This window comes from Ruegeria sp. SAZD011 (assembly GCF_059612545.1).
This window is the reverse complement of the sequence record NZ_JBXWQU010000014.1, coordinates 342867-369866: the sequence shown is the minus strand read 5'-3', so window position 1 is coordinate 369866 and position 27000 is coordinate 342867. Positions and strand designations below refer to the sequence as shown.

Genomic DNA, 27000 nt, shown 5'->3' with positions numbered 1-27000 from the left:
CGCCCTCTGTCTCCTTTCAGCCCAACAGCGCGTGGTAGAAGATACCGGGCAGTTTCAGCCAGTTGGGTTTGTACTGGAACTTGGTCAGCGCGGCGCCGATCTTGTGCTGGCGTTTGTTGGTGATGAAGAAGGGCGGGCGCGGCAGCAGCGAGAACTGCCCCGACAGCAGCCCGCGCGGGAACGGGCGCCAGGGTGCACGTACCACCGTGCGCTCGGTCTTCTCCAGCATGAAGGCGTTGTGCACCGTTCCGATGCCCGATCCGACATTCTCCAGCGTATGACCCGGAAATGCACCCCAGGGACAGGCGGTGATCAGGAAACTCAGCCCGCACCAGCCGTTGATCCCGATGGTGCCATAGCGCAGCTTGGCGATGATTTCCTCGAACCGTTTCCGGCCGATCTGGCGGATGGTTTTCGGGTGGATCAGGATCTGGCAGCCCAGCGTGCCCCAAAGCTCGTCATTGGCATAGTCGATGGCCGCTTCGAGATAGCTTGCCGGATCGGGGGCCTCCAGTTCCTTGACGCTCAAAGCGGGGGCGAAGACCTCGCACGAGGCGTTGAAATGATCCGCGCCCAGTTCGCCCACGATAAGCGCCGGGGCAAGCGGGCCACGGTCGACCTTGTCGGCCTTGCCGGCATGTTCGGCGAAAGTGTCCAGCCGTTTCTGGGCGCCGGGATACCAGGCCGGGCGGGTGGATCCCGCCGCAACGCGCTTGACCTCTTGGATCAGCTGCGCGCCCTTGTCCCAGCCGCGCGGCATCACCAGTGCCTGACAGGCGATGCAGTTGTGGCCGGAATTGTGCAGCTTCATTGTCGCGATGTTTTCCGCCTGGAACCGGATATCGGCGGCGGACCAGGGGCCGGGCACCACGATGGTGGGGCTGACCGAACCCAGTTCGGAGGTGAACCGCTTGGTGTTTCTGGGCGTGCCCGCCTTGCGGTTCTTTGCACCTTCCTCGCCCACGCCCCAGACGATGGCGTCATGGGTGCTTTCGGCGCCGGTGATATGCAGTTCTTCGATGATGGGATGATCGCACAGATAGGCGCCCCCCTTGGCATCCCCCTTGACGATGCGCAGATATCCCTCGTCGACAAAGGGTTTCATGGCGATCTTGTAATAGTCGGTCAGGTAATCGTTGACCGGGTTCATCTTCAGGATCACCACCTGGTTTTCCAGGATCAGCTTTTGCAGCACGTCCAGCGGCGTGATCGCGTTCACATTGCCCGCGCCCAGCACCAGCGCGACCTTGCCGCGCCTCTGTTTCTCCGGCCTGTCATAGGCGATGGCGGCGTGCTTCTTGAGGTTGCCGGCTGTCACACCCTGTTGCATCCAGACCTCGGCCGAAACGCCGGACAGGAGCAACCTGTCCCAGATCGAATGCGGCAGCACCTTGACCGCGAGTTGCCCGGTGACCAGTTCGCGGGTGGGCAGGTGATCGACAAAGGCCTTGCCCTGCATCTGCGACAGCGTTGCCATCAAGGCGTTGCAGCCTGCCATGCAGGCATAGGGCCCCGCGATCCATTCCTCGCCCGCAACCGCCGTGCCGGGTTTCAGACCCTTGCGGCGGGCGGCCTCGTCGGCCCAGCCCTTGGCGACCTTCATGATCCCGTCCTTCATGCCCGACAACAGCCGGATCCGGTCGGGGACGGGTAATTGCGCCCATCTGTCCTTGTTCGCGTCCAGCTCTGCCAGAGCACGGTCATAGTGATCGAACAGGGCGTCCTGATCGTCGAGTGTCAGTTGTGCGGCGTCAAGCATCCTGGATACCTCTCTCGATCAGGGTATTGGCGAACTGGTCGCGCAGCTGGTTCTTGAGCATCTTACCGGTGGCATTGAGCGGGATCGCATCGGTGAACACCACCGCGTCGGGCACCTGCCAGCTGGCGACCTTGCCCTTGTAAAGCGCGAGGATTTCTTCTTCGCTCGGGTCGGCGCCTTCGGCCTTGACCGCGATGATGATCGGGCGCTCGTCCCATTTCGGATGGACCGCGCCGATGGCGGCGGCCATGGCGACGCCGGGATGCGCCACCGCGATCCCTTCGAGGTCGACCGAGGAAATCCACTCGCCACCCGATTTGATGATGTCCTTGGTCCGGTCGCGGATCACCATGAACCCGTCGGCGTCGATGGTCGAGACATCGCCGGTATCGAACCAGCCGTCACCGGTGGTTGCCGGTGCCTCCTTGCCGAAATAGGTGTCGACCACCCAATGGCCGCGCACCTGAAGGGCGCCTTCGGCCTTGCCGTCATGGGGCAGGGGAGCGCCCTTGTCATCGACGATGCGCAGGTCGATGCCAAAGGGCGGGCGGCCCTGACCCAGACGCAACAGCGCCATCGCATCGGCATCCAGATCGGCATGTTTGCCCTTGGGCCGGTTGGCGGTGCCCAGCGGCGAGGTCTCGGTCATCCCCCAGGCATGGATCGTGTCACAGTCATAATCGTTGCGGAAGGTGGCAATCATCGACGGCGCGGCGGCCGATCCGCCGATCACGTTGCGGCGCAGGGTCTCCATCCTGGAGCCTGATTTCTTTGCCGCCGCCAGCAGCATCATCCAGATCGTCGGCACGCCCAGGGCCAGCGTTACCTTCTGGTCGTCGATCAGCCCCAGCAGGCTGTCACCGTCCAGCATCGGCCCCGGCATCACCAGCTTGGCCCCGGTCATCGCGGCGGCATAGGGAATGCCCCAGGCATTGGCGTGGAACATCGGCACCACCGGCAGGATGGTCTCCTCGCTCGACAGGCTCAACCCGTCGGGCAGCGAGATCGCGAAGGTGTGGATCATGGTCGAGCGGTTGTTGTAGAGCACGCCCTTGGGATTACCCGTGGTACCCGAGGTATAGCAGAGCGAGCAGGGGCTCTCCTCGCTGATCTGGGGCCATTCGTAATCGTCGGCGCCCTGTTCGATCAGTTCGTCATAGAAAATCACGTCCGGGATCGCCGCCAGAACATCTGCGTCGCGCGGTCCCATGAAGATGAAATGCTCGATCGTCTTCAGGTGGTCACGCGTTCCGGTGATCAGCGGCATGAAGGTCTTGTCAAAGAACATCGCCTTGTCGCCGGCATCGTTGCAGATAAAGATGAACTGCTGTGGTGCAAGGCGCGGGTTCAGCGTGTGGCAGACCATGCCGCTGCCGGATACGGCGAACCAGATTTTCAGGTGCCGATGGTTGTTCCAGGCCAGTGTCGCCACCCGGTCGCCCTGCGACAGGCCCAATGTGCCAAGGGCCGAGGCGAGCTTGCGCGACCGGACCGCCACATCGCCCCAGTTTGTGGTATGCAATTCGCCGGTGGTCTCGCGGCTGACGATTTCGGTATCGGCATGGTATTTCCCGGCATGCACGATCAGATCGCTGATCAGCAGCTCTTTTCGCATCATCGAACCCAGCATGGGCCATCTCCCTGTGTTGTTGGTCGGGCCCCGCTGCACGCGAGGCCAAAATCTCTGTTCACTCGGCGGCCCGAGCTGCGGCGCTGTATTCGGCCTTGATCATGTCGGCGCATTTCTCGCCGATCATGATCGAGGGCGCGTTGGTGTTGCCCGAGACCAGGAGCGGCATGATCGAGGCATCGGCCACGCGCAACCCGTCGAGCCCGCGCACCTTGAGCTGCGGATCGACCACAGCCATGTCGTCGATGCCCATCTTGCAGGTGCCGACCGGATGATAGACCGTATCGGCGCGGTTGCGGATATGCTGTTCCCATTCGGCGTCGGTGGTGTTGTCATGCACCCCGAACAGTTCCTTGTGCTTGTATTTCGCCATCGCGGGCGCCTCCAGAACGGCGCGGGTCATCTTGGCGCCCTTGATCAGGGTTTGCAGGTCGCGATCGTCGCTGAGGAATTTCGGGTCGATACCGGGGTCGGCCATCGGGTCGCCCGATTGCAGGAACACCTCACCGCGCGAATGGGGACGCAGCACGCAGACATGGCAGGAATAACCATGACCCAGGTGCAGTTTGCGCGCGTGATCGTCGACGATCGAGATCACGAAATGGGTCTGTACGTCGGGCCGGTCGAGGCTTGGGTCGGTCTTGAAGAAGCTTCCCGCTTCGGTGATGGTCGAGGCCACCATCGAATTGCCGTGCTTGCGCCATTTCAGAATCTCGCCGAACAGCTTTCCGGTCGCGCGCAGGCCGATGCCGATATTGTCGGTATCCTTGGTGGTGTAGCCGAGAATGAAATCGAGGTGATCTTGCAGGTTCTGGCCGACACCCGGCAACTCGTGCACCATGCCGATCCCGTGCGGGGTGATGTCCTGTGCCCGGCCCACGCCCGACAATTGCAGGATCTGCGGTGACTGGAAGGCACCAGCACTCAGGATCACTTCCTTGCCCGCCATGGCGCGATGCGTCGCCTTGCCGACCCGGTATTCGACCCCGATGGCGCGCTTGCCTTCGAACAGGATGCGCGTGGTGCGCGCCTTGGTGATCACGGTCAGGTTCGGGCGCTTGTCCATCACCGGGAACAGATAGGCCGCCGCGGCCGAGCAGCGCTCGCCATTCTTGTCGGGGCTGTGGTGGATGGTCGCCTGCCAATAGCCCGCGCCGCTGTTGTCGCCCCGGTTGAAATCCTCGGTCCGGCGGATCTGCATCTGGGTGCTGGCCTCGATGAATGCCTCGGAGATCGGGCGTGGAGCCTTCTGGTCCGAGACCTGGAGCGGCCCGCTGTCACCATGCGCCGCATCGGCGCCGCGCATGTTGTTTTCGGCCTTCTTGAAATAGGGCAGGACGCTGTCCCAATCCCAGCCATCGTTGCCCAGTTCGGCCCAGCTGTCGTAATCCTCTTTCTGGCCACGCACATAGAGCATCGCGTTGATCGCGCTCGACCCGCCCAGCGCCTTGCCGCGCGGCTGATAGCCCTGGCGCCCGTTCAGCCCCGGCTGCGGTACCGTCTTGAAGGCCCAGTTGTTGATCTTGCCATAGCCGGGCAGCATCGCCACCACGCCCATTGGGGCGCGGATCAGGATGTCCCGGCCACCGCCACCCGCCTCGAGCAGGCAGACTTTGGCGCTCGGGTCCTCGCTCAGGCGCGATGCGATCGTCGCCCCGGCGGACCCGCCGCCCACGATCACGAAATCATAGCTCATTTCCAACTCCCTGGTTCTCCCCATCGGACCGTGCCCGTGCCCCGCCATTCTTAACCTTCGCAGGGCGAATCCCAGTCCGATCCATCTCCTCGAAAAAGATTAAGCGAATTTATTGGACAAAAGTCCAGAAATTTTGTTTGCTTCCTGTCAGGTGGCGATTCCCGGAGGAGGGGGGAGCCGAAATATGAACGAAAACGTTCAATCAGGGAGAGAGTAATGAAAAAGTCCATGCTCAAGGGCCTTGCCCTTGCGTGCGGTCTGGCGGCCATCAGTGCGCCAGCCGTTGCGGAAACGGTTCTCAAGCTCGGCTCGGTGGCGCCATCCGGCTCGCCCTGGGGCAAATGGGCGACCGGGGTCGCCGCCAAGATCGAAGAGGTTTCGGGCGGCGCGTTGAAGATCGAGCTGCTGCTGGATGCGCAGGCTGGTGACGAACAGACGGTGCTGCGCCAAACCGCCAAGGGGCGGTTGGATATCGCCTTTGTGTCCAACGTGCCGCTGACCCTGCTGAGCCAGGAAATGGCGATCCCTTCGGCGGCCTATCTGTTCGACAGCCCCGAGCAGGGGACCTGTGTCACCTATGAGCATCTTTCGGATACGCTGGGCGGCATCATGGAGGGCGCCGGCGTGGTGCCGCTGACCTGGATGGAAGTCGGCCACTATGTCCTGTTCTCCAAGCAGCCTGTTTCCAGCCCGGCGGACCTGGCCGGCAAAAAGATGCGCATCGCCCCCTCGATCGCTGATGCGGCGCTGGCCAAGGCCTGGGGCGTTCAGGGGGTTCCGATGGGTACGTCGGACGCGATCCCGGCCTTGCAAACCGGCACCGTTGACGCGGCCTGGTTCCCGACGCTGTTCGGGATCGGGATCGGCACCCACAAGGTCGCCCCGCATGTCACCGTCACCAATCACGCACGCCTGATCGGCACCGTCGCTGTATCGGGGCGGACCTGGGCCAAGCTCTCTGACCAGGAAAAGCAATGGCTGGGTGTGTTCACCGCCGCCGGGCCGCAATTGACACAAGGTATTCTCGGGGCCGAGCCTGCGCTGCTTGGGCAGCTCGAAGGCGCGGGCGTGCCGGTCAAGCATCTGAGCGCCGAGGAAGGCGCCGTGTGGAAGGCCGCCGCCGACGGTGTGCTGGCGGCGATCGTCGAGGAAGCTGGCGGCGATGCCCAGGCCGTCGCCGATCGGATCGCGCAAGCCAAGGCCGCCTGCGGGTCGTGACCCCGGCCGCAACCTGGGGCTGACACGATGCAGCGCTATCTTACAATGCTCTTGCGGGTCGAAGGCATGGTCGCGGTCACCGCTTATGCGGTGACCTGCGGGTTACTTCTGGCGGATGTCTTTGCCCGCGAGTTCCTGTCTCAGGCAATCTGGGGGGCTCAGAAAATGGCCGTGTTCGGTGCCATCGTCGCCGGTATTCTGGGCCTGACCATCGCGGTGGGCAACAATGCCCACCTGCGCGCCAATTTCGCCGACCGCGTGCTGCCCTATCCCTGGGTCGACCGGCTGGGCGACCTGATCTCGGCGATCCTGTTTGGCGGCCTGTGCTGGTACGCAATCGAATTTGTCAGTGAATCCATTCAGTTCAACGACAAAGCCGAGGTGATCCATATCCCGCTCTGGCCGATCCAGCTGGTGTTTCCCTATGCGTTCGGCACCGCCGCTTTACGGCATCTGATCTTCTTTCTCGTTCCGGGCACCAAGCCCGAACATACCGGCGAGGGCTGACATATGGAGGTGCTTGGCCTGTTTGCCCTGTTCGCCGCGCTTCTGATCCTGCGGCAGAGCGTCATTCTCATCCTGCTTGCCGCCACCGCCTATGTGCATCTGGTCTGGGGCGACGGGCTGGTCGTCTACCTGATCGAGGACATCTGGACGGCGATGGACAATTCCGTCCTGCTGGCCATCCCGATGTTCATCATCGCGGGCGCCCTGATGTCGCGCGGCTCGATCGCCGAACGGCTGATCGAGATCGTTCGCGCCGCAACCGAGTGGATGCCCGGCGGATTGGGCTTTGCCACGATCCTCAGCTGCGCGCTGTTCTCTGCCATTTCCGGATCGTCGCCCGCGACGCTGCTGGCGGTGGGGGCCGTGATGTATCCGGCCCTCAAGGAGGCGGGCTATACCCGTAAATTCGCGCTTGGGTCCGTGACCTCGGCGGGGACGCTGGGGATCATCATCCCACCCTCGATCCCGCTGATCATCTATGGGATCATCACGGAAACCTCGATTGTCGATCTGTTCCTGGCCGGGATCATCCCCGGCATCCTGCTGACCGTGGCACTGGGCATCTACAGCCTGGTCAGCAACCGCCACGTCCCCCGGACCCCGTTTTCCATCTCCCGCCTCATGGCGGCGTTTCGCAACGGTATCTGGTCGTTGATGCTGCCGGTGATCCTGTTGGGGGGCATCTACTCGGGCTATTTCTCGCCCACCGAGGCGGCCGCCGTTTCGGTCGGCTATGCGATGCTGGTCGAATTGTTCATCCATCGCGAGCTTGGGTCGAGGGATTTCTTTGCGGTCGGCCTGCAAACCGCCCAGATGCTGGGCACGCTGTTTCCCATCGTGGCGGTGGCGCTGTCGATCAAGACCATCCTTGCCATCGAGGGCATCCCGCAGGATTTCGCCCAGTGGCTTCAGGGGGCGGTCAGCTCGAAGATCGCCTTCCTTCTGGCGGTCAATGCCGCGCTTATCGTGATCGGCTGCCTGATTGATGTGGTCTCGGCCATCCTGCTGCTCGGGCCGATCCTGTTTGCCGCCGCGCAAAGCTTTGGCATCAACCCGGTGCATTTCGGGATCATCATGGTGATCAACCTGGAAATCGGGCTGCTAACGCCACCTGTCGGGCTGAATGTGCTGGTGGCGATGACCGCCTTTCGCGAGCGGTTCTGGGACATCTGCCATGCCGTGCTGCCGTTCATCGCGATCATGTTCGCGGTGTTGATGCTGGTCACCTTTGCGCCCCAGCTTTCACTCTATTTCGTCTCGCCATAGGAGAAAGCGCGATGCCCAAAATCCCTGCGAACAAGGAGCGCTCGTTCTGGGGCTGGGGTCGGGCGGGTTTTGTCCTGACCCAACCCGAGACCGCGCTGATCGACGGTATAGCGCGCGCATTCGGACGCGACACTGCCGCCATTGCGCCGGAGCCGAAGGTTGCGGATTTCGAGCTGCGGGCGCCGCGCGTGACACCTCCGGCAAGCCTTGCCGAAATCATGTCCGACGGTGCCCATGATCGGCTGTCGCATTCCTTTGGTAAAAGCACCGCCGACAATATCCGCATGGTGATGCGCCATGTGCCGGAACCGGTCGATCTGGTTGCATTCCCAAAGACCGAAGACCAGATCGCGGCGCTTCTCGATTGGGCTGGCGCGAATGACATCGCGGTCATCCCCTATGGCGGCGGGTCGAGCGTTTGCGGTGGGGTCGAGCCCGATGTCGGGCCAACCTATCGCGGCACGGTTTGCGTGGACATGCAGAATTTCGACAGCGTCCTCGAGGTCGACAGCCTGAGCCGCGCCGCGCGCATTCAGGCCGGTATCTATGGTCCGGCACTGGAAGAGCAGCTGCGCCCACATGATCTGACGTTGCGGTTCTTTCCGCAAAGCTTTGAATTCTCGACCTTGGGCGGATGGATCGCCACCCGTGCGGGCGGGCATTATGCCACGCTGATGACCCATATCGATGATCTGGTCGAGGCGACCCGGATGGTCACACCAGCGGGCATCATGGAGACCCGGCGCCTGCCCGGCTCGGGGGCCGGGATATCCGGCGACCGTATGGTATTGGGGTCCGAAGGGAACCTGGGGCTCATCACCGAGGCCTGGATGCGCTTGCAGGACCGCCCGCGGTTCCGCACCTCGGCTTCGGTGCGGTTCGACAGTTTCTTCAGCGCCGCCAAGGCCGTGCGCGCGCTGTCTCAGTCAGGGCTCTACCCGACGAACTGCCGCTTGCTCGACGAGGCCGAGGTTGCGGCCTATGGCATCGGCGACGGCAAGAGCGCGACGCTGGTCCTGGGGTTTGAGAGCGCGGATCATGCGCTGGACCCGTGGATGGAGCGGGCACTGGAGCTGATGGCCGATCATGGCGGGCGCTGGGATGCCGAGGCGGTGGCGGCCTCGCTCAGGGGCGGCGACGAACACCGCAAGGGCGCGGCGGGCGCCTGGCGCGAGTCCTTTATCCGCATGCCGTATTACCGCGACCGCCTGACCCGGCTGGGTGTCATCGTCGACACGTTCGAATCCGCGATCACCTGGGACAGGTTCGAGGATTTCCATCGCAACGTCATGGCCGATGTCGGCACCGCGATCAAACAGGCGACTGGCAAACCCGGACGGCTGAGTTGCCGCTTTACCCATGTATACCCCGATGGCCCGGCGCCCTATTTCACCTTCTACTGCGATGGCGGCGGGCCCGGCGACATGACCGGAGCCTTGGAGGCCTGGCGCCGTATCAAACAGGCCGCGAACGCCGCTGTCACCACGCATGGTGGCACGGTCACCCATCACCACGCGGTGGGCCGCGATCACCGTAGTGGCTATGAGGCCCAAAGCCCGGCCCTGATGCGAGCCGCGATTGCCGCGATGAAAAGCCGCTTCGACCCTGCGGGCATCCTCAACCCCGGCGCCTTGATCGACCCCGAGAACAGGCAGGTTGGTCAGCGCGGCGTGCTGATGACGCAACCATCCGAATGAACCCTCAAACGCCCGAGGACCGGGCACCACAGACAAGCAAGGAGAAGGCAATGGAAATCGTACCCATGACCACCGCGCTGGGCGCCGACATCTACAAGGCGGATGTGCGCAACCCCGAGCATGTCGCCCGGATCAAGGACGCCTTTGCCAAATACTCGGTCCTGTCGATCCGCGATCAGCATCTGGAGCCAGAGGAGCACATCGCCTTTGCCGAGGCGATCGGCAAGATCAACATCAACCGGTTCTTCACGCCGCTGGACACCCATCCGAACATCGCAATTGTTCTGAAGGAAAAGGACCAGACAGGCGCGATCGGCGAGGTCTGGCACACCGACCATTCCTATGATGTCGAACCGGCGCTGGGTTCGATCCTGAGCGCCAAGGAGATGCCGCCGGTGGGCGGCGACACCGCCTTCAGCTCGATGGCGGCGGCCTATGACGCCCTGTCGGACCGGTTCAAGAAAATGCTGGAGGGGCTGGAGGCCTGGCACGGCACCTATCATGTCTTCGTCAACAGCCCGGCGGCCAAGAAGGCGCGCGAAGAGGGGCGGCTGAACGAAAACGCCATGCCCGAGCCGGATGTGAAACACCCGATGGTGATCCGGCACCCGCTGTCCGGGCGCCCGTGCCTGTTTGTCAATCCGCAGTTCACCACCCGCATCGACGGGATGTCCCCCACCGAATCCGACGCGATCCTGAACGGTATCTACCAGCATTGCCAACAACCCGAGTTCCAGTGCCGCGTGCGCTGGCGCGAGGGCGATCTGACCATGTGGGACAACCGGTCGACCTGGCACAAGGCGATCAACGACTATCACGGGTACCGCCGCTACATGCACCGCATCACCATCGAAGGCTGCGCCCTGAGCGCCGCCTGAGCCTCTCGCCGCATCGCCGATCCCGCCAAGGAGGTTTCCCATGTGCAAGAACCCCGCAACCGACCCTACCGCAACCGCCAACCGGGCGGTGCTGGACCTGCTGAACTTTGGCGACCGGCAGGATTTCGAGGACGCCAGCCGCGGCTTTGTCGCGACCTTTGACGAGGATGCGATCACCGGGGCCGAGGGCAAGATCGTCTTTGACCTGAAGCGCTATGCATTCATGCAGGGCGCGGCGCCCGATACCGTGAACCCCAGCCTTTGGCGGCAGGGTCAGTTGAACGCCATTCACGGGCTTTTCACCATCCATCCGCGTATCCATCAGATACGCAATGCCGACATCTCGAACATGACGCTGATCGCGGGTGACACCGGCTGGATCGTCATCGACCCGCTGCTGACCGTCGAGACCGCGCGCGCCTCGCTGGCGCTGGCAAACCGGCATCTGGGCGAACGTCCGGTGGTGGCGGTGATCTATACCCATTCGCATGCCGACCATTTCGGCGGCGTGCGTGGTGTCGTCGATCAGGCGGATGTGGCGGCGGGCAAGGTGCCGATCATCGCCCCCGACGGGTTCATGGAATACGCGATCTCCGAAAACGTGCTGGCGGGTAACGCGATGAACCGGCGGGCGCAGTACCAGTTCGGCATGGGGTTGGACGCGGGCCCCCGGGGCCATGCCGGCTGTGGTCTGGGTCCGGCGGCCGGGGCCGGTTCGATCAGCCTGATCCCGCCTACCGACACGGTGTACCGGACCGGGGAAACCCGTATCGTGGATGGGGTCGAGATCGAATTCCAGATGGCCAACGGCTCCGAGGCGCCCTCGGAGTTCATGTTCTATTTCCCTCAGTTCCGGGCGCTCTGCGCCTCGGAAGTCACCACGCATAACATGCACAACATCCTGACACCGCGCGGCGCCGAGATCCGCAATACCCTGGGTTGGGCCAAGTATATCGACGAGTCGATCGCGCTTTTTGCCGAGCGGACCGACCTGATCTTTGCCTCGCATCACTGGCCGCAATGGGGCACCGAGCGCATTCGGGGTTTCCTGACCCGGCAGCGCGATCTCTATCGCTTCATCCATGACGAGACACTGCGGCTGGCCAATCATGGCCATACGATCCACGAGATCCCGGACATGGTGGAACTGCCCGAGGGGTTGCGGCACGATTTTGCCTGTCGCGGTTATTACGGCACGCTGAAACACAACATCAAGGCGGTCTATCAGTTCTATCTGGGCTGGTGGGACGGCAACCCGTCGACCTATGATTGCCTGCCGCCCGCAGAAAGCGCCACGCGGCTGGTGCGCGCCATGGGCGGCGCCGACGCTGTGCTGGCCGAAGGGCAGCGGGCCTATGACGAAGGTGACTATCGCTGGGCCGCCGAGATCCTGAACAAGCTGGTCTTTGCCGAACCGCAGAACGCGGCGGCGCTAAAGCTTCAGGCCGATACGCTGGAGCAGATGGGGTATCAGGCCGAGGCCGGAACATGGCGCAACATCTTCCTGCTGGGGGCGCAGGAGTTGCGCGAGGGCATCCGCCCCTCGACCGTCAATACCTCGAACCCGGATGTGTTGTTCAACATGGGGGTGGGGATGGCGCTCGATTTCCTGGGTGTGAAGTTCAACGCGGTCAAGGTGCCGGGCGATTTTGCCGTTCTGCTGAACTTCTCGGACAGCGGCCAGAGCCATCTGCTGGCCGCGCAGAACGGGGTGCTTGCCAACACCACCTATCACGACGGCACGGCGGACCTGGTCCTGACCCTGACCGAGGCGGCGTTCTTTCAACTGCTGGGGCAGATCGCCGGGGTCGAGGACCTGATCGGACAAGGCGTTCTGTCGATGCAGGGCGATGCCACGAAACTCGGCGCCCTTTTCGGAGCGCTGGATGCGTTCGACCCGAATTTCGCAATCGTGACGCCCTGAGGCCGTCGTGCCCGCTCCTCCCGGCAGTGCCTCGGGAGGAGCGGGTCTGGTCCTAGCCGTCCTTGCCGACGCCGGCGGGGTCCTGCACGTCGCGGCCCAGCGCGGCCAGATCGGAATAGCGGTCGCCGATACGGTGATGCGGCCGCCCGCGTGTCGCGGCGCCCAGCGCGACCACCAATTCGTCACAGGCGGGCGCGTCATAGATCGAGAGCTGCACCGTCAGGTAATGCGAGCGGCGGCCGGTATCGTGCTTGTCCATCAGCGGGATCTGGATCTGGGTGTTGGCGGGGCCGCGCGTGTTGGTAAAGCCCAGATAGCTTTTGGCGCCCACCGCCTCGCGATAGAAATTGCCGAATTGCAGCGTATGGATCAGCGCCGAGGCGTGTTCGACCTCGCAATTGGTGCCCGAGATGCAGGCCTTGCCATAGGCCTCGATCGCGTCGCCCGATCCGGCCAGCGCGATCAGGCGGTCGGTCAGCAGCTTGCCCAGAACCGGCGCCATGCGGCGGATCTCGGGCGAGAGATCCTCGACGAAACCGCGCCCGGCCCAGGGGTTGGCCACCACCGCCGCGACCCCGATCATACGCAGGGCCGGGTCGGCGGCGCGGCCGCCCTCGGTGTGGATATCCTCGTCGAAGGTGACGACTTTTCTCAGTTCCGGAAGCATTGGGGGTCTCCTGTCAAACGGTGTATTCGGTATGATCGGCAATGGAATGGACGATGCCGCTGCGTTCGGTGCCGTGGTAAATCCCGAAACTGCCATGGCGGTATTCGCGTTGATAGCGCGCCAGCATCGAGCGTTCGGTATTGTTGGCGACCTGATCCAGCGGCAGCGCGGCAAGGTCGTGATAGCGCATGCCCTCGGGCGCGGCGCCGCTGACCGTTCCGTGATAGACGATCGAATGCGCGCCGGTCTGGCTGTTCTGGAACACGGCATAAAGGTGGTCGAGCCGGGCGGTCAGGCCGCGACTGTCCATGTGCCGCACAAAGCCCGCGACCGTGTTGTCGCGCGCGGGTGACTTGGGCACCGTCAGCCTGCCATCCGGAGCCTCTTCCAGCAGGATCCGGTCGCCCTCGGCCAGAACGGCGGCAATGACCCCGTTTGTGTCCTTGGTCGCCGCGTCGGCCAGCCGGTTTTCCAACCCGAGGTCGAAATAGGCGCCGTTGTGAAACCCAAGCGGTTTGCCCTCGGTCACCGCGTGGTTCAGGACGCGCCCGATCAGGATCAGGTGATCGCCGGCATCGACCAGCTTGTGACGGGCGCAGGCAAATGTCGCCAGCGCCCCGTTGATCAGCGGCAGATCTTGCGGGCCTGGATGCCAATGGGGGCCGGCGAATTTCTCGGTCGAACGCGAGGCGAACAGGCCCGAGATCTCTTTCTGCGCATCCGACAGGATGTTCACAGCGAAATGCGGCGCTTGGGCAAAGACATCGCAGCTATGCGCCGTCTTGGCGAGGCAGACCAGCAGCAGCGGCGGGTCGAGCGAGACCGAGGTGAACGAATTGGCGGTAAAGCCGCGTGGCGTTCCATCCTCTTGCCGGGTGGTGAGTACCGTCACCCCGGTGGCGAACTGCCCAAAGGCGCGGCGCAGGTCGCGCCGGGCCTCGTCGTCGAGCGGCGCGCTTTCTGCCAGCGTGTCGAGCATCGCGTCATGTTCGCCCAGCCGGGGCGGGGCAGGCAGGGGAGGCGCCGCCTGCCCGGCAAAGCGCAGCGGATTGGCGGCCACGGTCCAGGGGGCATGGCCGGGTTCGGGATGGGGAATATGCGCCAGCATCTGCCGCGCCGCGACATGCGGATCGGCGGTGATATCGGCCACCGTGTTGAGCGGGCCAAAGGGAACCTGACCACCCAGCAAGCCGGTCAGGTCCGCCTTGCTGCGGGTGGCGGTCCAGCCCGAGACGACCCGGTTGATCTCGCCCGCATGGGCGGACCGCCCCGCACGGGTGGAAAACCGCGCATCGCTGCCCAGGTCGGGCCGGTTCATGATCGCGGTCAACTTTTGCCAGAAACTGTCATCGACAATGCCCAGCGCCACCTGACCGTCGGCGGCGGGAAACAGGCCAAAGGGCGCCAGCAGCGGGTGACCGTTGCCCTCGGGGCCGGCTACCTGTCCGGTCATGTCATGCAGATAGACCATCCGCTCGCACATCGAGATCATCGCGTCATACATGGCGACGTCGACAAACCGCCCCTTGCCGGTCGCCTCGGCCTCGCGCAGGGCGGCGAGAATGCCAAAGGACATCATCATGCCGGCAAAGATGTCGCCGATGCCGGGGCCTACCTTGGTGGGCGTGTTGGCATCGGGGCCGGTCATCGCCATCAGCCCGCCCATCGCCTGCGCCACCACGTCATAAGAGGGCCAGTCGGCATAGGGGCTGGCCCCGGTGCGTGGGTCGCCAAAGCCGCGAATGGCGGCATAGACCAGTCTGGGATTGGCCTCGGCGAGCGATTCATAGGACAGCTCGAGCCGGTCCATCACGCCGGGCCGGAAGTTCTCCAGCACAACATCCGCTGTTGCCGCCAGCCTGCGAAAGGCGGCCTTGCCCTCGGGCGATTTCAGGTCCAGCCGGATGCTTTTCTTGCCCCGGTTCAGGCTGACGAAATAGCCCGCCCAGTCATGGCCCGGATCATCGGCGCGATAGGGGCCGTTGTTGCGGCTGGTGTCGCCGCTGCCGCCCTCGATCTTGATGACCTCGGCGCCGTGATCGGCCAGGAACATGCTGCAATAGGGGCCGGACAGCATGCGGCTGAGATCCAGCACGCGTATCCCCTTGAGGAGAGTGCTGCTCATCCGGTCGCCCCCTTTGGCAGGCTATCCAGAAACCGGCGCAGCGGGGTGTTGACGGCGTCCGGGTCCTCGGCCAGTGCCATGTGGCGAAGTCCCGGCAGGATCAGCGCCTGCGCACCCGCGATCTCGGCGGCGATGGCGCGGGTCATCTCGGGGCCGTTGCCATAATCCTCGTCCCCGGTGATCACCAGCGCCGGGCAGGTGAGCGGCGGGACAGGGGCGGTGATCTCGTCGATCCCCTCGGCCAGAACCCGGTAGATCCGGTGATAGACCTCCTTGCGGTTTGCCGTGACCCAGCCGCGCACGGTGTCCATCATCGCCGGGTTGGCCGCGCGGAAACCTTCGGTGAACCAGCGCTCCAGCGCCGCCTCGACCGTTGAGTGCGGGCCCTGATCGCGGGCCTGCTCGACCCGTGCCAGGATCGCGGCCTGCGCCTCGGCGCTGCGTTGATGCGGCGAATGCAGGATGACCAGCGCGCGTGCGCGGTCTGGGCAGTCCTGCGCGAAACGGCGCGCGATCATGCCGCCCAGAGAAAAGCCGACAATGACCGCATCCGCGATACCACAGTGATCAAGCAGGCCCTGCAATTGCCGCGAAAAAAGCGACAGGCTGGGCGTCTCGGGCGGAGCAACCGACTCGCCGTGACCATAAAGGTCATAGCTGAGCACGCGATAGCCATCGGCCAGCGCCGGACTGGTCCATTGCCAGCAGGCCCGGTTCAGCCCCAGACCATGGATCAGCACCACGCAGGGCGCATCCGCCGGGCCGGTAATCTCATAGGTGCTGCCGTCAGGTGCTACCGGCATCAGCCCTCTCCCTCCAGCGGCTTGTACGCCATTACCTCGACCTCGACCCGGACATCGACCAGCAGATCGCTGACCACGGCCGAGCGGGTCGGCGGATCGTGCGGGAAATACTCGCCATAGACCGCGTTGAAGCCGGGGAAATCGCTGCGGTCGCGCAGCCAGACCATCGCCTTGACCACATCCTCGCGGGTACAGCCAGCGAGGGCGAGCGTGGCGGTAATGTCTTCGAGCACGGCGCGGGTCTGTTCCTCGACCGAGCCGGTGGTCAGCGGGACACCGTCCCGCATCGGGACCTGGCCGGTCAGAAAGACAAAATCGCCGGCCCGGATGGCGCGGGAAAGCGACAGAACCCTGCCGCCTATTTCAAGGGGGCCGCCGATCACCTGTTTCTTGCTGCTGGTCACGTTCGCATCTCCTTTTGCGGCCAGCCTGCCCTGATCCCCAATCCTCAACTTAAGAATTTTCGACACATGGATGCCGATTTTTCGCACAACTCATCACCGATTCGCCGCTTTGTATGAGACGAGAGACAAAAAGGGAGGACCGAGATGGCCGATATCCAGAGCTATCGGATGCTGATCGACGGCGCTTGGGTCGATGCCTCGGACGGGGCGCTGTTCGACAGCACCAACCCCGCCGACGGCAAGGTGTGGTGCCGGGTTCCCGAGGCCACCGAGGCGGATGTGAACCGGGCGGTCGAGGCGGCGCATCGCGCCTTTACCTCGGGGCCGTGGGCCAGAATGACACCGACCGAGCGCGGCAAGCATCTGCGGCGGTTGGGCGATCTGCTGGCCGACCGGTCCGAGGAACTGGGCCGGATCGAGTCGGTGGATACCGGCAAGATGCTCAAGGAAACCCGCTGGCAGGCGAAGTACATCGCCGAGTTCTTTCACTTCTTCGCAGGCTGCGCCGACAAGGTCAGCGGTGAAACGCTGCCGATCGACAAGCCGGACATGTTCGTCTTTACCAAGCGCGAACCGCTGGGCGTGGTGGCCGCGGTGGTGCCCTGGAACAGCCAGCTGTTCCTGGTTGCGGTCAAAATCGGCCCGGCCCTGGCCGCAGGCAATACGGTTGTTCTGAAAGCCTCGGAACATGCCAGTGCCGCGATGCTGGAGTTTGGCAAGCTGATCGAAGAGGCCGGTTTCCCACCGGGTGTCGTGAACATTGTCACCGGCCACGGCGAGCCCTGCGGGCGGGCGCTGACCGGGCATCCGCTGGTGGCAAGGGTCTCGTTCACCGGCGGGCCGAATGCCGCGCGCCACGTGCTGGAAAACGCCAAGCGCAACTTTGCCGAGGTCTCGCTGGAACTGGGGGGCAAATCGCCCTTTATCGTCTTTGAGGACGCCAATATCGAAAGCGCGGTCAACGCCTCGATTGCGGGCATCTTCGGTGCAACCGGGCAAAGCTGTGTCGCCGGATCGCGGCTCTATTTGCACGAGGATATCGCCGATGAGTTCCTGGATCGGATGGTTGCACAGGCCCGCGCCATCGTGATCGGGGAGCCGCTGGCGGACGAGACCCAGATGGGGCCGCTCTGCACCATCGGGCAACTAGAGCATATCCAGCGCGAGGTCGCTCATGCGCAATCCGAAGGCGGCACCGTGCTGACCGGTGGCAAGCAGCCCGAGGGGCTGGGCGGCCTGTTCTATGAGCCGACGATCATCGACTGCCCGCGCCAGGACCTGCGCATCGTCGATACCGAACTGTTCGGTCCGGTCCTGAGCGTCCAGCGTTTCCGCACCGAAGAAGAGGTTCTGGCGCTGGCCAATGACTCTGAACACGGGCTGGCGGCGGGAATATTCACCCGTGACAGCGCCCGCTCGCTCAGGATGGCGGGCGCGGTGCGCGCGGGCATCGTCTGGGTCAACACCTATCGCGTGGTCTCTCCCATCGCCGAATTTGGCGGCATCAAGGGGTCCGGCTATGGCCGCGAAAGCGGGTTTCAGGCGATCTACGATTACACCCGGCCCAAGACGGTCTGGATGAACACATCCGACGAACCCATGGCCAACCCCTTTGTCATGCGCTGAGCGAGACCCCGGAAAGGAACACGGACAATGAAATTCCAACTTGCCATCAACCTGGAACGGATCGACGACAGTCTCGACATGAACGACGTCGCGCGCCACACGCTTGAAATGGTGCAAATGGCCGAAGAGGGCGGTTTCGACATCGTCTGGGCCGCAGAACATCACGCCATCGAGATGACGATCGCGCCGAACCCGTTCCAGATCCTGACCTGGTGGGCCGGAGAGACCAGCAATATCCGGCTGGGCACCGCGGTGGCGACGGCGGCCTATTGGCACCCTATCAACCTCGCGGGCGAGGCCGCGTTTCTCGACCTGATCAGCGGCGGGCGGCTGGAATTCGGCATCGGCTCGGGCGCCTATCAGCGCGAGTTCGACCGGATGAAACCGGGGCTCAAGCAATCCGATGCCTGGCGCTACATGCAGGAAATGCTGCCGGCGGTACGCGCGCTGTGGCAGGGCGATTATGCCCATGACGGCGAATACTGGCAGTTCCCGACCTCGACCTCGGTGCCCAAGCCGGTACAGGCCGACATGCCGGTCTGGGTCGCCGCACGGTCGCCTATCACCTATGACTATGCGGTGCGCAACCGCTGCCATATCAATTGCTGGCCGTTGACCCGGCCCTTTGCCGAGGCGGAACTCTACAAGCGGCAGTTGGACGAGGCCATCGCCAAGGCCGATAACGGCTGGTCACCCCGTTTCGCGCTGATGCGCCATGCCTGCATCTATGACAATGCCGCCGACCGCCAGCAGGCGCTGGCCGCGATCCGGCGGTTGCTGTCGCAATTCGAGAACCTGTTCCGCAATGCCGGTGACGTGGTCAATGGCTTCCCCGCCGCGCTGCCGCTGGACCAGATCGCGGGCCGCGAGCAATACGATCCCGAGATGCTGGAAGAGAACCTGATGTTCGGCTCGCCTGAAACCGCGATTGCCAAGCTGAAACGGTACGAGGACCTGGGTGTGAACGAGTTCATCTATTACGCCTCGATGGGGCTGGATCATGACGCGCAGAAACGCTCGCTGAGGATGTTCTGCACCGAAGTCATGCCGGAATTCCGGTGATGGAGGAGACCCCGATGACCGAGGGCGTCAGCACCCGCCGTGACGGCCATGTCCTTGAGGTCACGCTGTCGCGTGGCAAGGTCAACGCCATCGACGTGCCGACCAGCCAGGCACTGGCGGCGGCGTTTCAGGAACTGCACGAGGACAAGGAGTTGCGCTGCGCGATCCTGACCGGTGGCGGCGACAAGATCTTCAGCGCGGGCTGGGATCTGAAGGCGCTGAACGCGGGCGAGATGCAGCTTGATAACTGGTGGGAGAGCGACGACTACGGGTTTGGTGGCTTTACCGGCCTGACCGAGAACTGGTCGCTGAACAAGCCGGTCATTGCCGCGATCAACGGTCTGGCCATCGGTGGCGGGTTCGAGATGGCGATGGCCTGCGACCTGCTGATCGCCGCCGATCACGTGGAATTCGGTCTGCCGGAAATGCCGCTGGGGATCGTGCCGGATGCGGGCGCGCTGCAACGTCTGCCCCGGCGCATTCCGCATAACATCGCGATGGAGATGTTCCTGCTGGGCCGCCGCATGTCGGCGACCGAGGCCGCCCATTACGGTCTGGTCAACAAGGTGGTGCCCAAGGAACAGCTGATGGATGCGGCGCGCGAATGGGCCGCCTCGATCGCCTGGTCGGCGCCCTTGGCCATGCAATCGGTGAAAGAGGTTCAGCGCGAGATCGAATGCGTGCCGCTGGAACAGGCGTTCCACAAGATGCGCACCGACCCGATGCCGACCTATCGCAAGATGCTGAAATCCGACGATGCCGCCGAAGGCGTGGCCGCCTTTGTCGAGAAACGCGAACCCAGGTTCAAGGGCGAATGATGTATCCAGATCCCACCTCCATCACCCGTGTCGCCAGTATCGGCGGCGGCCCCATCGGCGGCGGCTGGGCCGCGCATTTCCTGGCGCGGGGCTATGACGTCACCAGCTATCTGCACGACCCGGCCGAGGAGGGGGCGTTTCGCACCATCCTCGATACCGCCTGGATCAGCCTGACTGCATTGGGGCTTGCTCCGGGCGCGTCGCTGGACCGGCTGCGCGTCGTTCATGACCTTGACACGGCGGTCGAGGGGGCGGGGTTCATCCAGGAAAGCGCGCCCGAAAATCTGGCGATGAAACAGGCGCTTTATCACCGGCTGGGGCGCATCGTGCCCGAGACTGTGGTGATCGGCTCCTCGACCTCGGGGCTGATGATGACCGACATCCAGGTCAAATGCGAAACGCCCGGGCGCACGGTGATCGGACATCCGTTCAATCCGCCTTATCTGTTGCCGCTGGTCGAAATTGTCGGCGGCGAGAAAACCGACCCGGCGGCGGTAGAATGGGCCGGCGAATTCTATCGGATCGCGGGCAAGGCGCCGTTGATGATGAAAAAGGAGATCCCCGGCTTTGTCGCGACACGTCTGCAAGAGGCGCTGTGGCGCGAGGCGCTGCACATGGTCGCCAATGGCGAGGCCACGCCCGAGGATATCGACATCGCGCTGATGAACGGCCCGGCGCCGCGCATGGTCAGCCAGGGGCAATGCATGGCGTTTCACGTCGCCTGCGGCGCGGGCGGCATGGCCACCAATCTGGATCAGTTCGGCCCGGCGTTGAAACTGCCCTGGACCCGGCTCACGGCGCCCGAGCTGACGCAAGAATTGCGCGACCGCATGGTCGATGGCTGCAATGCCGTCGCCGGTGACCGGCATTTTGCCGACATGGCGGCGCAGCGTGACCGCGAGATCGTCGCCGTGCTCAACGCCCTTCGGGAGGCGCGAGCGGAGCTTTAGAGCGCTTGTCCCCCGAATTGAGCGCATGCAGGAAATCCGACAGGGTGCCGGGCCATGTCGGCGCGGTCTCGTTCGACGGCCAGGCCTCGCGATATTCCGACGGCCTGCGCCCGAAGAACTTGCTGAACGAATACGAGAAATGCGACAGCGTGTTGAAGCCCGAGGCGGTGGCGATCTCGCGTACGCTGAGTTCGGTCGCGATCAGCAGGACGCGTGCGTTCTGCAACCGGCGCAGCAGGCCGAACTGGACCACGGTACAGCCCACGTGTTTCTTGAACTGCCGCTCCAGCTGGCGTTGTGACACGTCCAGCGCGGCGGCGATCTGGGGCACGGTCAGCGGCTCTTCGATGTTGCGTTCGATCAGGGTCATCGCCTGCCGCACCAGCGGCAGGATCGATTCCGTCCCGCGCCCCATGGTCCGGCGCTGCGACGAGGACCCCTTGCGGATCGGGTTGTGCAGCATCTGGTCGGCAATCTCGCCCGAGAAACTCGCCCCGTGCGACTGTTCTATCAGCCGCAGCATCAGGTCGACACCCGCCATGCCACCGGCACAGGTCAGGATCCGCCCGTCGATGGTAAACAGCTGCTCGACCACGGAAATCTGATCGAACTTCTCCTGGAAACCGTTGATCCACGACCAATGCGTCGTGGCCTCCTTGCCATCCATCAGGCCGGCACGGGCGACCAGATAGCAGCCAAGCTCGACCGCGCAGATGCGCTCGCCCCGCCGCGCGCGCTTGCGCAGCCACGAGGCCAGCGCCTTGTTCTGGTAATGCTCGCCCCCCCAGCTGGCCAGCACAAAGACCTGGTCGGCCGGTGCGGTCTGGTCCGGCTCGATATCCAGCTGAACCCGCACGCCATTGCTGGCGCCCAGGTTCAGCCCGTCGAACGAGGTGACTTCCCATGAGAACAGGCGATCGGAAGACAGGTAATTCCCGATCCGCATGGTTTCGATCATCGTGATCAGGGTCGTCAGGTTGAACCGTGGCACCACCACAAAAACCGAATGGATCTGGCCTCTCTCCTGAGGGGGCAAGAAGTCGAGTTGCATGATGTTTCCCGTCACTACATTTCCTTGCACCTTATCAATATTTTTCGACATCAGCACCTTAAATGCGGCGAATAATCGACAGTTTTTGGGGGGATCGGGCCAGCACACTGGGAAAAACAACAGGGAAAAAATCGCATGAACCACGATGTCGTGCTGACCTGCGCCGTTACCGGCGCAGGGGACACAACCGGTAAAAGCCAGCATGTCCCGGTCACGCCCAAGGCGATTGCCGAGGCGGCAATCGAGGCCGCCAAAGCGGGCGCGGCCATTGCCCATATCCATGCCCGAGATCCGGAAACCGGTCAGGGTTCGCGCGATCCGAAACTGTTCAAGGAGATTGTCGACCGTGTGCGCGACAGCGGCACCGACGTGGTGATCAACCTGACCGCGGGCATGGGCGGAGACTGGATTTCCGACCCCGCCAACCCGGCCATGCCCGGACCGGGCACCGACATGATCGGACCCGAGGCGCGGCTGGCCCATATCGAGGAATGCCGCCCCGATATCTGTTCGCTGGATTGCGGGACGCTGAATTTCTCGGATACCGACATGATCTATATCTCGACCCCGCCGACGCTGCGCCGGATGGCCGCGCTGGTGCAGGAATGGGGGGTCAAGCCCGAGCTGGAAGTGTTCGATCTGGGCCATATCCGCTTTGCCAAGGCGATGATCGCCGAGGGGCTGATCGACGCGCCGCCGATGTTCCAGCTGTGCCTGGGTATCCCCTGGGGCGCGGATCAGGATGTCGAAACCATGGTGGCGATGAAATCGCAGCTGCCCGCGGGCGCCAGCTGGGCCAGTTTCGGAATTGGTCGCGGCCAGATGCCGATGGCCGCCGCCGCCGTGGCGCTGGGCGGCAATATCCGCGTCGGGTTGGAGGACAACATCTATCTCGAACGCGGCGTTCTGGCGACCAACGGCCAGCTGGTGACCCGTGCGCGCGAGATCGTCGAACGCATGGGCGCGCGTCTGCTGACACCGAATGAGGCCCGCGCCAAGCTGAACCTGCGCGGGGCGGAGGGGTAGATGGCCGACGCGTTCTCTGGCGGCAGCCTGCGGATCGAAGGCGTGTCGAAATATTTCGGCGCGTTCCGGGCGGTCAACGAGGTTGATCTGGAAATCCGCAAGGGTGAGTTCCTGACTCTGCTCGGCCCCTCTGGCTCGGGCAAGACGACGCTGTTGATGATGATCGCGGGGTTTCTGGAGATCACCAGCGGCGATATCGCGCTGGACGGAAGCTCGATCGCCGATGTGCCTGCCGAGAAACGCAACTTTGGCATGGTGTTTCAGGGTTATGCCCTGTTCCCGCATATGACGGTGCGCGACAATATCGGCTATGCGCTGAGCGTGCGCAAACGGCCCGAGGCCGAGATCCGGGCCCGTGTCGACGAGATGTTGGAGCTGGTCCAGTTGCAGGATTTCGCCAACCGCAAGCCCGGCCAGCTCTCGGGCGGTCAGCAACAGCGGGTGGCGCTGGCGCGGGCGCTGTGTTTCGCGCCGCCGGTCCTGCTGCTGGACGAGCCGCTGGGCGCGCTGGACAAGAAATTGCGGGTCGAGGTGCAGGAACAGCTCAAGGACATTCACCGCCGGGTCGGCACGACCTTCATCTATGTCACCCATGACCAGGAAGAGGCGCTGTCGATGTCCGACCGCATCGTCATCATGCGCGACGGCGCCATCGAACAGGTGGGCTCTCCGCAAGAGCTGTACGAGCGGCCCGCAACCCGTTTTGCCGCCAGTTTCCTGGGCAAGTCGAATTTCATTCACCAGAACGGCCGGGCCTATGCGCTGCGCCCCGAGAAGATCGACATTCACCTGGGCAGTGGTCACCCGCAGGCCCGGCGCAGCGGAACCATCACCAGCATCACCTATTTCGGGTCGATGCAGCGGATCATCGTTGAAACCACCGAGGCCGAACAGATCGAGGTGGATATCGACGTCTGGCGCAACCGGCAGCCCCTCAACGAGGGCGAGACAGTCGAACTGAGCTGGCAGGACGCGGCGGCGGTGGAACTGAACGAAAGCTGAATGAGAATCCTAAGAACGCCGTTCAAGGCGTCACAACAATCGCCCGGCAAGGCCATGGGCATCTGACACGGAGGACGAAATGCAAGACAAGCAATTCATGAAGGAAATGCTCACCGAAAGCGCCCATGCCTACAAGGAAGGGCGCATGGATCGCCGCACCTTTCTGGCGCTTTGCGGTGCCTCGGGTATCGCCATGAACGCCGTGCTGGCGGGTGACGCGCAGGCGGCGGCCGACCATGTGGTGATGTGGAACTGGGGCGGTCAGTCGGTCGAATGCCACGGCTCGGCCATTGGCGAGGCCTTTACCGCGGCCACCGGCAAGGGCGTGAAATTCGACACCTCCGGCCCGCTCGAGGGCAAGATCAAGGAGATGGTGGACAGCGGCAACGTGACCGCCGATGTGGCCGATGCCGACCTGTTCAACGCGGTATCTCTTGGGCCGACCGGGCATCTGGAGCCGATCGACTATTCCATCGTCAGCAAGGACAAGACCCTGCCGGGCTATGCGCTGGAATTCGGGGTGTCGGTGATCCTGTATGGCTATGCCTTCGTCTATGACACCGAGGCCTATGGCGACAACCCGCCCAAGGATTGGAAGGACTTCTTTGACACCGCCAATTTCCCGGGCACGCGGGCGCTGTACAAATGGGCCAACGGATCGCTCGAAGCGGCGCTGATGGCCGATGGCGTGGCGGGCGACGCGCTTTATCCGCTCGACATGAAGCGTGCGCTGAACAAGATCAAGTCGATCAAGGATGACAGCATCTATTGGGGCTCGGGTTCCGAAGTGCATTCGATGGTGGTCAACAGCGAGGTCACAATGGCCATCGTCTGGCAGAACCGCGGGCGCAACATGGAGAATGATACCGATGGCCGTTTCAAGCTGGTCAACAACCAGGCCATGGCCATGCCCGGCGCCTATATCGTGCCCAAGGGCAATCCGGCGGGCCGCGAGGCGGTGATGCAGTTCATTGCCACCGCGCAAGAGGTTCCCGCCCAGCTCAAGCTGCTCGACTGCCTTGGCATGACCCCGTCGAACCCGGCGGCCTTTGGTGAAATCCCCGAGGATCAGCAGCCCTATGCCATCACCTCGGCGATGAACATCGACAAGATCGTCTATAACGACCCGACCTGGTGGGGCGAGAATGGCGGTGACGCGGTGAACGCCTTCCTTGAGGCGATCAGCTAGGACCCTGAGGCCGCCCCCGTCCCCAGTGACGGGCGGGCGCGGCCCTTCGGAACACGGACATGAACGCTGTGGCAAGACATATCCATCCCGGCTGGGCCATCATCGCGCCGCTTCTGGTGCTTGTGGTCGCGCTGTATCTCGGCCCGATCCTGAACATCATGTGGCTGAGCGTGACCGATCCCGAACCGGGGCTGGGCAACTATCGCAAGCTTTTCGAGGGCGACACGCTGTTGCGGATCGTCTGGACCACCCTGCGCATCTGCGTGATCACGACCGTGTTCAGCGTGACGCTGGGCTATTCCATTGCCTATGCGATGGTGCACTGCCACCAGCGGCAGAAGAATTACATGTTGACCCTGCTGCTGGTCTCGTTCTGGATCTCGATCCTGGTACGGACCTTTTCCTGGCTGATGCTGCTGGGGCGCAACGGGTTGGTCAACAACACGCTTGAAACACTTGGCCTGATCTCGGCCCCCATCGCCTTCATGCGCAACGAGCTGGGGGTACTGATCGGCATGGTGCATTACATGATCCCCTATGCGGTGCTGCCGCTGCTGGTCAGCATGCAATCGCTGGATAGCCGGGTCATGGATGCTTCGCGCAACCTCGGTGCCAGCGGCAGTCAGACCTTCTGGCGCATCTACCTGCCCTTGACCCTGCCGGGTATCGTGGCCTCGACCTTGCTGGTCTTCATTCTCAGCCTCGGGTTTTACGTCACCCCGGCGGTGCTGGGCGGGGGCAAGGTGCTGATGGTGGCCGAATATATCTCGGTCCAGCTTCTCGTCACCCTGAAATGGGGCACGGCAGCGATGCTGGCGGCGCTGATGCTGGTCGGGGTTCTGGCCATGCTCTGGATCATGTCGCGCTTCATGAAGCTCAGCGCCGTCTTCGGGGGCAGCACGCGATGAGACCTGGCCTGTTTTCGCTCTTCAACCGCGCCGGCGCCTGGGTGCTGCTGCTGTTCCTTGTGACACCGGCCCTGATCGCGATCCCGGTCTCGCTGACGCCCAAGCGGTTCCTGTCGATGCCCAAGGACGAGCTGTCATTGCGGCATTTCCAACACCTCTTCACCAGCGAGGAATGGCTGTCGAGTTTCTTCCAGAGCGGGGTCATTGCCTTGTCGACCTCGGTACTCGCCACCTTTCTGGGTACGCTCTGCGCCATCGGCCTGTGGCGGGTTTCGTCCAAGTACAGCGAGCTTGTGCGCGCCTTCCTGCTGTTGCCGCTGATCATTCCCCAGATCATCTCGGCCATGGCCTTTTACCGGCTCTGGATCCCGCTGGGCCTGCTGGACAGCTATCCCGGACTGATCCTGGCCCATACGATCCTGGCTGCACCCATGGTCTTGATCACGGTCAGCGCCTCGCTTGCCACCTTTGACCCCCGGTTGGAACAGGCGTCAAAGAACCTTGGCGCGTCGAACTGGACCACCCTGCGGCGGGTCATCCTGCCCTCGATCCGGCCCGGTGTCTTTGCAGGCGCGCTGTTTGCCTTCATCCTGAGCTGGGACGAGATCGTCGTGACGCTCTTCATCTCCAAGTTCAGCGTCTACACCCTGCCGCGCCGGATGTGGAACGGCATCCGCGAGAACACCGACCCAACCGTGGCCGCCGCGGCCGTGGTTCTGATCGCCATCACGATCATCGCCTTTGTCGTCTCGGCCATCCTGTCGCGGCGCAATGCAGGCGAGAGCCGAAGCTGA

Annotated in this window: 23 protein-coding genes; 15 read left to right on the top strand and 8 right to left on the bottom strand. The window is 63.6% G+C overall.

The annotated features are described in order from the left end of the window. Positions 1-16: 16 nt before the first annotated feature. The 3 genes from AC2FLM_RS04985 to AC2FLM_RS04975 are packed head-to-tail and all read right to left on the bottom strand — an operon-like array spanning position 17 to position 5085. Positions 17-1759: an aldehyde dehydrogenase family protein gene (locus tag AC2FLM_RS04985; protein ID WP_496856219.1), complete on the bottom strand. Its 1743-nt coding sequence runs from the start codon at positions 1757-1759 to the stop codon at positions 17-19. Continuing rightward, positions 1752-3389, bottom strand: coding sequence for a long-chain-fatty-acid--CoA ligase (locus tag AC2FLM_RS04980; protein ID WP_496856217.1), 1638 nt, complete (start codon positions 3387-3389; stop codon positions 1752-1754). The genes AC2FLM_RS04985 and AC2FLM_RS04980 overlap by 8 nt, the downstream gene beginning before the upstream one ends. A 58-nt stretch (positions 3390-3447) precedes the next feature. Next, positions 3448-5085, bottom strand: a complete 1638-nt coding sequence (locus AC2FLM_RS04975) for a GMC family oxidoreductase (RefSeq protein WP_496856215.1) — start codon at positions 5083-5085, stop codon at positions 3448-3450. A 216-nt stretch (positions 5086-5301) separates the two neighbouring features. On the opposite strand from AC2FLM_RS04975, the gene AC2FLM_RS04970 reads away from it, so the two are divergent. The 6 genes from AC2FLM_RS04970 to AC2FLM_RS04945 are packed head-to-tail and all read left to right on the top strand — an operon-like array spanning position 5302 to position 12575. Beyond that, a complete protein-coding gene (locus AC2FLM_RS04970) occupies positions 5302-6303 on the top strand; it encodes a TRAP transporter substrate-binding protein (RefSeq protein ID WP_496856213.1) in 1002 nt (333 codons plus the stop codon). Between the two features lie 27 nt (positions 6304-6330). After that, positions 6331-6810: a TRAP transporter small permease gene (locus tag AC2FLM_RS04965; RefSeq protein ID WP_496856212.1), complete on the top strand. Its 480-nt coding sequence runs from the start codon at positions 6331-6333 to the stop codon at positions 6808-6810. 3 nt (positions 6811-6813) lie between these two features. Next, on the top strand, positions 6814-8076 hold the full coding sequence (locus AC2FLM_RS04960; protein ID WP_496856211.1) for a TRAP transporter large permease: 1263 nt from the start codon (positions 6814-6816) through the stop codon (positions 8074-8076). A gap of 11 nt (positions 8077-8087) precedes the next feature. After that, positions 8088-9773: an FAD-binding oxidoreductase gene (locus tag AC2FLM_RS04955; protein ID WP_496856210.1), complete on the top strand. Its 1686-nt coding sequence runs from the start codon at positions 8088-8090 to the stop codon at positions 9771-9773. A gap of 50 nt (positions 9774-9823) precedes the next feature. Continuing rightward, positions 9824-10651: a TauD/TfdA dioxygenase family protein gene (locus AC2FLM_RS04950; RefSeq protein ID WP_496856209.1), complete on the top strand. Its 828-nt coding sequence runs from the start codon at positions 9824-9826 to the stop codon at positions 10649-10651. 40 nt (positions 10652-10691) lie between these two features. Next, a complete protein-coding gene (locus AC2FLM_RS04945) occupies positions 10692-12575 on the top strand; it encodes an alkyl/aryl-sulfatase (RefSeq protein WP_496856207.1) in 1884 nt (627 codons plus the stop codon). 52 nt (positions 12576-12627) lie between these two features. Here the strand turns inward: AC2FLM_RS04945 and AC2FLM_RS04940 are convergent, their stop codons facing one another. Genes AC2FLM_RS04940 through AC2FLM_RS04925 form a run of 4 tightly spaced genes read right to left on the bottom strand, consistent with a single transcriptional unit; the run spans position 12628 to position 16574 of the window. Beyond that, on the bottom strand, positions 12628-13242 hold the full coding sequence (locus AC2FLM_RS04940; protein ID WP_496856205.1) for an amino acid synthesis family protein: 615 nt from the start codon (positions 13240-13242) through the stop codon (positions 12628-12630). A 13-nt stretch (positions 13243-13255) separates the two neighbouring features. After that, the gene (locus AC2FLM_RS04935) at positions 13256-15367 is read right to left on the bottom strand and encodes a CoA transferase (protein ID WP_496856203.1); all 2112 of its coding nucleotides are present in this window, start codon (positions 15365-15367) and stop codon (positions 13256-13258) included. Beyond that, positions 15364-16170 carry an alpha/beta fold hydrolase gene (locus AC2FLM_RS04930; protein ID WP_496856201.1) on the bottom strand — a complete coding sequence of 269 codons (807 nt, stop codon included), beginning with the start codon at positions 16168-16170 and terminating at the stop codon, positions 15364-15366. Before AC2FLM_RS04930 ends, AC2FLM_RS04935 begins: the two co-directional genes overlap by 4 nt. Then, positions 16170-16574, bottom strand: a complete 405-nt coding sequence (locus tag AC2FLM_RS04925; protein ID WP_234143297.1) for a Rid family hydrolase — start codon at positions 16572-16574, stop codon at positions 16170-16172. The genes AC2FLM_RS04930 and AC2FLM_RS04925 overlap by 1 nt, the downstream gene beginning before the upstream one ends. Before the next feature lie 144 nt (positions 16575-16718). Here AC2FLM_RS04925 and AC2FLM_RS04920 point away from each other — a divergent pair, with 144 nt between their 5' ends. The 4 genes from AC2FLM_RS04920 to AC2FLM_RS04905 are packed head-to-tail and all read left to right on the top strand — an operon-like array spanning position 16719 to position 21030. Next, a complete protein-coding gene (locus AC2FLM_RS04920) occupies positions 16719-18200 on the top strand; it encodes an aldehyde dehydrogenase (protein ID WP_496856199.1) in 1482 nt (493 codons plus the stop codon). Positions 18201-18227: 27 nt separating this feature from the next. After that, complete coding sequence (locus tag AC2FLM_RS04915) at positions 18228-19262, top strand: LLM class flavin-dependent oxidoreductase (protein ID WP_496856197.1); 1035 nt, start codon at positions 18228-18230, stop codon at positions 19260-19262. A 14-nt stretch (positions 19263-19276) separates the two neighbouring features. Continuing rightward, on the top strand, positions 19277-20080 hold the full coding sequence (locus AC2FLM_RS04910) for a carnitinyl-CoA dehydratase (RefSeq protein WP_496856195.1): 804 nt from the start codon (positions 19277-19279) through the stop codon (positions 20078-20080). Continuing rightward, on the top strand, positions 20077-21030 hold the full coding sequence (locus AC2FLM_RS04905; protein ID WP_496856193.1) for a 3-hydroxyacyl-CoA dehydrogenase NAD-binding domain-containing protein: 954 nt from the start codon (positions 20077-20079) through the stop codon (positions 21028-21030). The genes AC2FLM_RS04910 and AC2FLM_RS04905 overlap by 4 nt, the downstream gene beginning before the upstream one ends. Here the strand turns inward: AC2FLM_RS04905 and AC2FLM_RS04900 are convergent. After that, positions 20996-22081: a GlxA family transcriptional regulator gene (locus AC2FLM_RS04900; protein WP_234183035.1), complete on the bottom strand. Its 1086-nt coding sequence runs from the start codon at positions 22079-22081 to the stop codon at positions 20996-20998. The genes AC2FLM_RS04905 and AC2FLM_RS04900 overlap by 35 nt on opposite strands. A gap of 135 nt (positions 22082-22216) precedes the next feature. On the opposite strand from AC2FLM_RS04900, the gene AC2FLM_RS04895 reads away from it, so the two are divergent. From AC2FLM_RS04895 to AC2FLM_RS04875, 5 genes are all read left to right on the top strand, one after another. Beyond that, positions 22217-23107 carry a beta-keto acid cleavage family enzyme gene (locus tag AC2FLM_RS04895; protein ID WP_234136146.1) on the top strand — a complete coding sequence of 297 codons (891 nt, stop codon included), beginning with the start codon at positions 22217-22219 and terminating at the stop codon, positions 23105-23107. Beyond that, complete coding sequence (locus tag AC2FLM_RS04890; RefSeq protein ID WP_496856190.1) at positions 23108-24109, top strand: ABC transporter ATP-binding protein; 1002 nt, start codon at positions 23108-23110, stop codon at positions 24107-24109. Positions 24110-24188: 79 nt separating this feature from the next. After that, positions 24189-25298, top strand: coding sequence for an extracellular solute-binding protein (locus AC2FLM_RS04885; RefSeq protein WP_496856188.1), 1110 nt, complete (start codon positions 24189-24191; stop codon positions 25296-25298). A 59-nt stretch (positions 25299-25357) separates the two neighbouring features. Next, a complete protein-coding gene (locus AC2FLM_RS04880) occupies positions 25358-26206 on the top strand; it encodes an ABC transporter permease (protein ID WP_496856186.1) in 849 nt (282 codons plus the stop codon). Further along, a complete protein-coding gene (locus tag AC2FLM_RS04875; protein WP_496856184.1) occupies positions 26203-27000 on the top strand; it encodes an ABC transporter permease in 798 nt (265 codons plus the stop codon). Before AC2FLM_RS04880 ends, AC2FLM_RS04875 begins: the two co-directional genes overlap by 4 nt.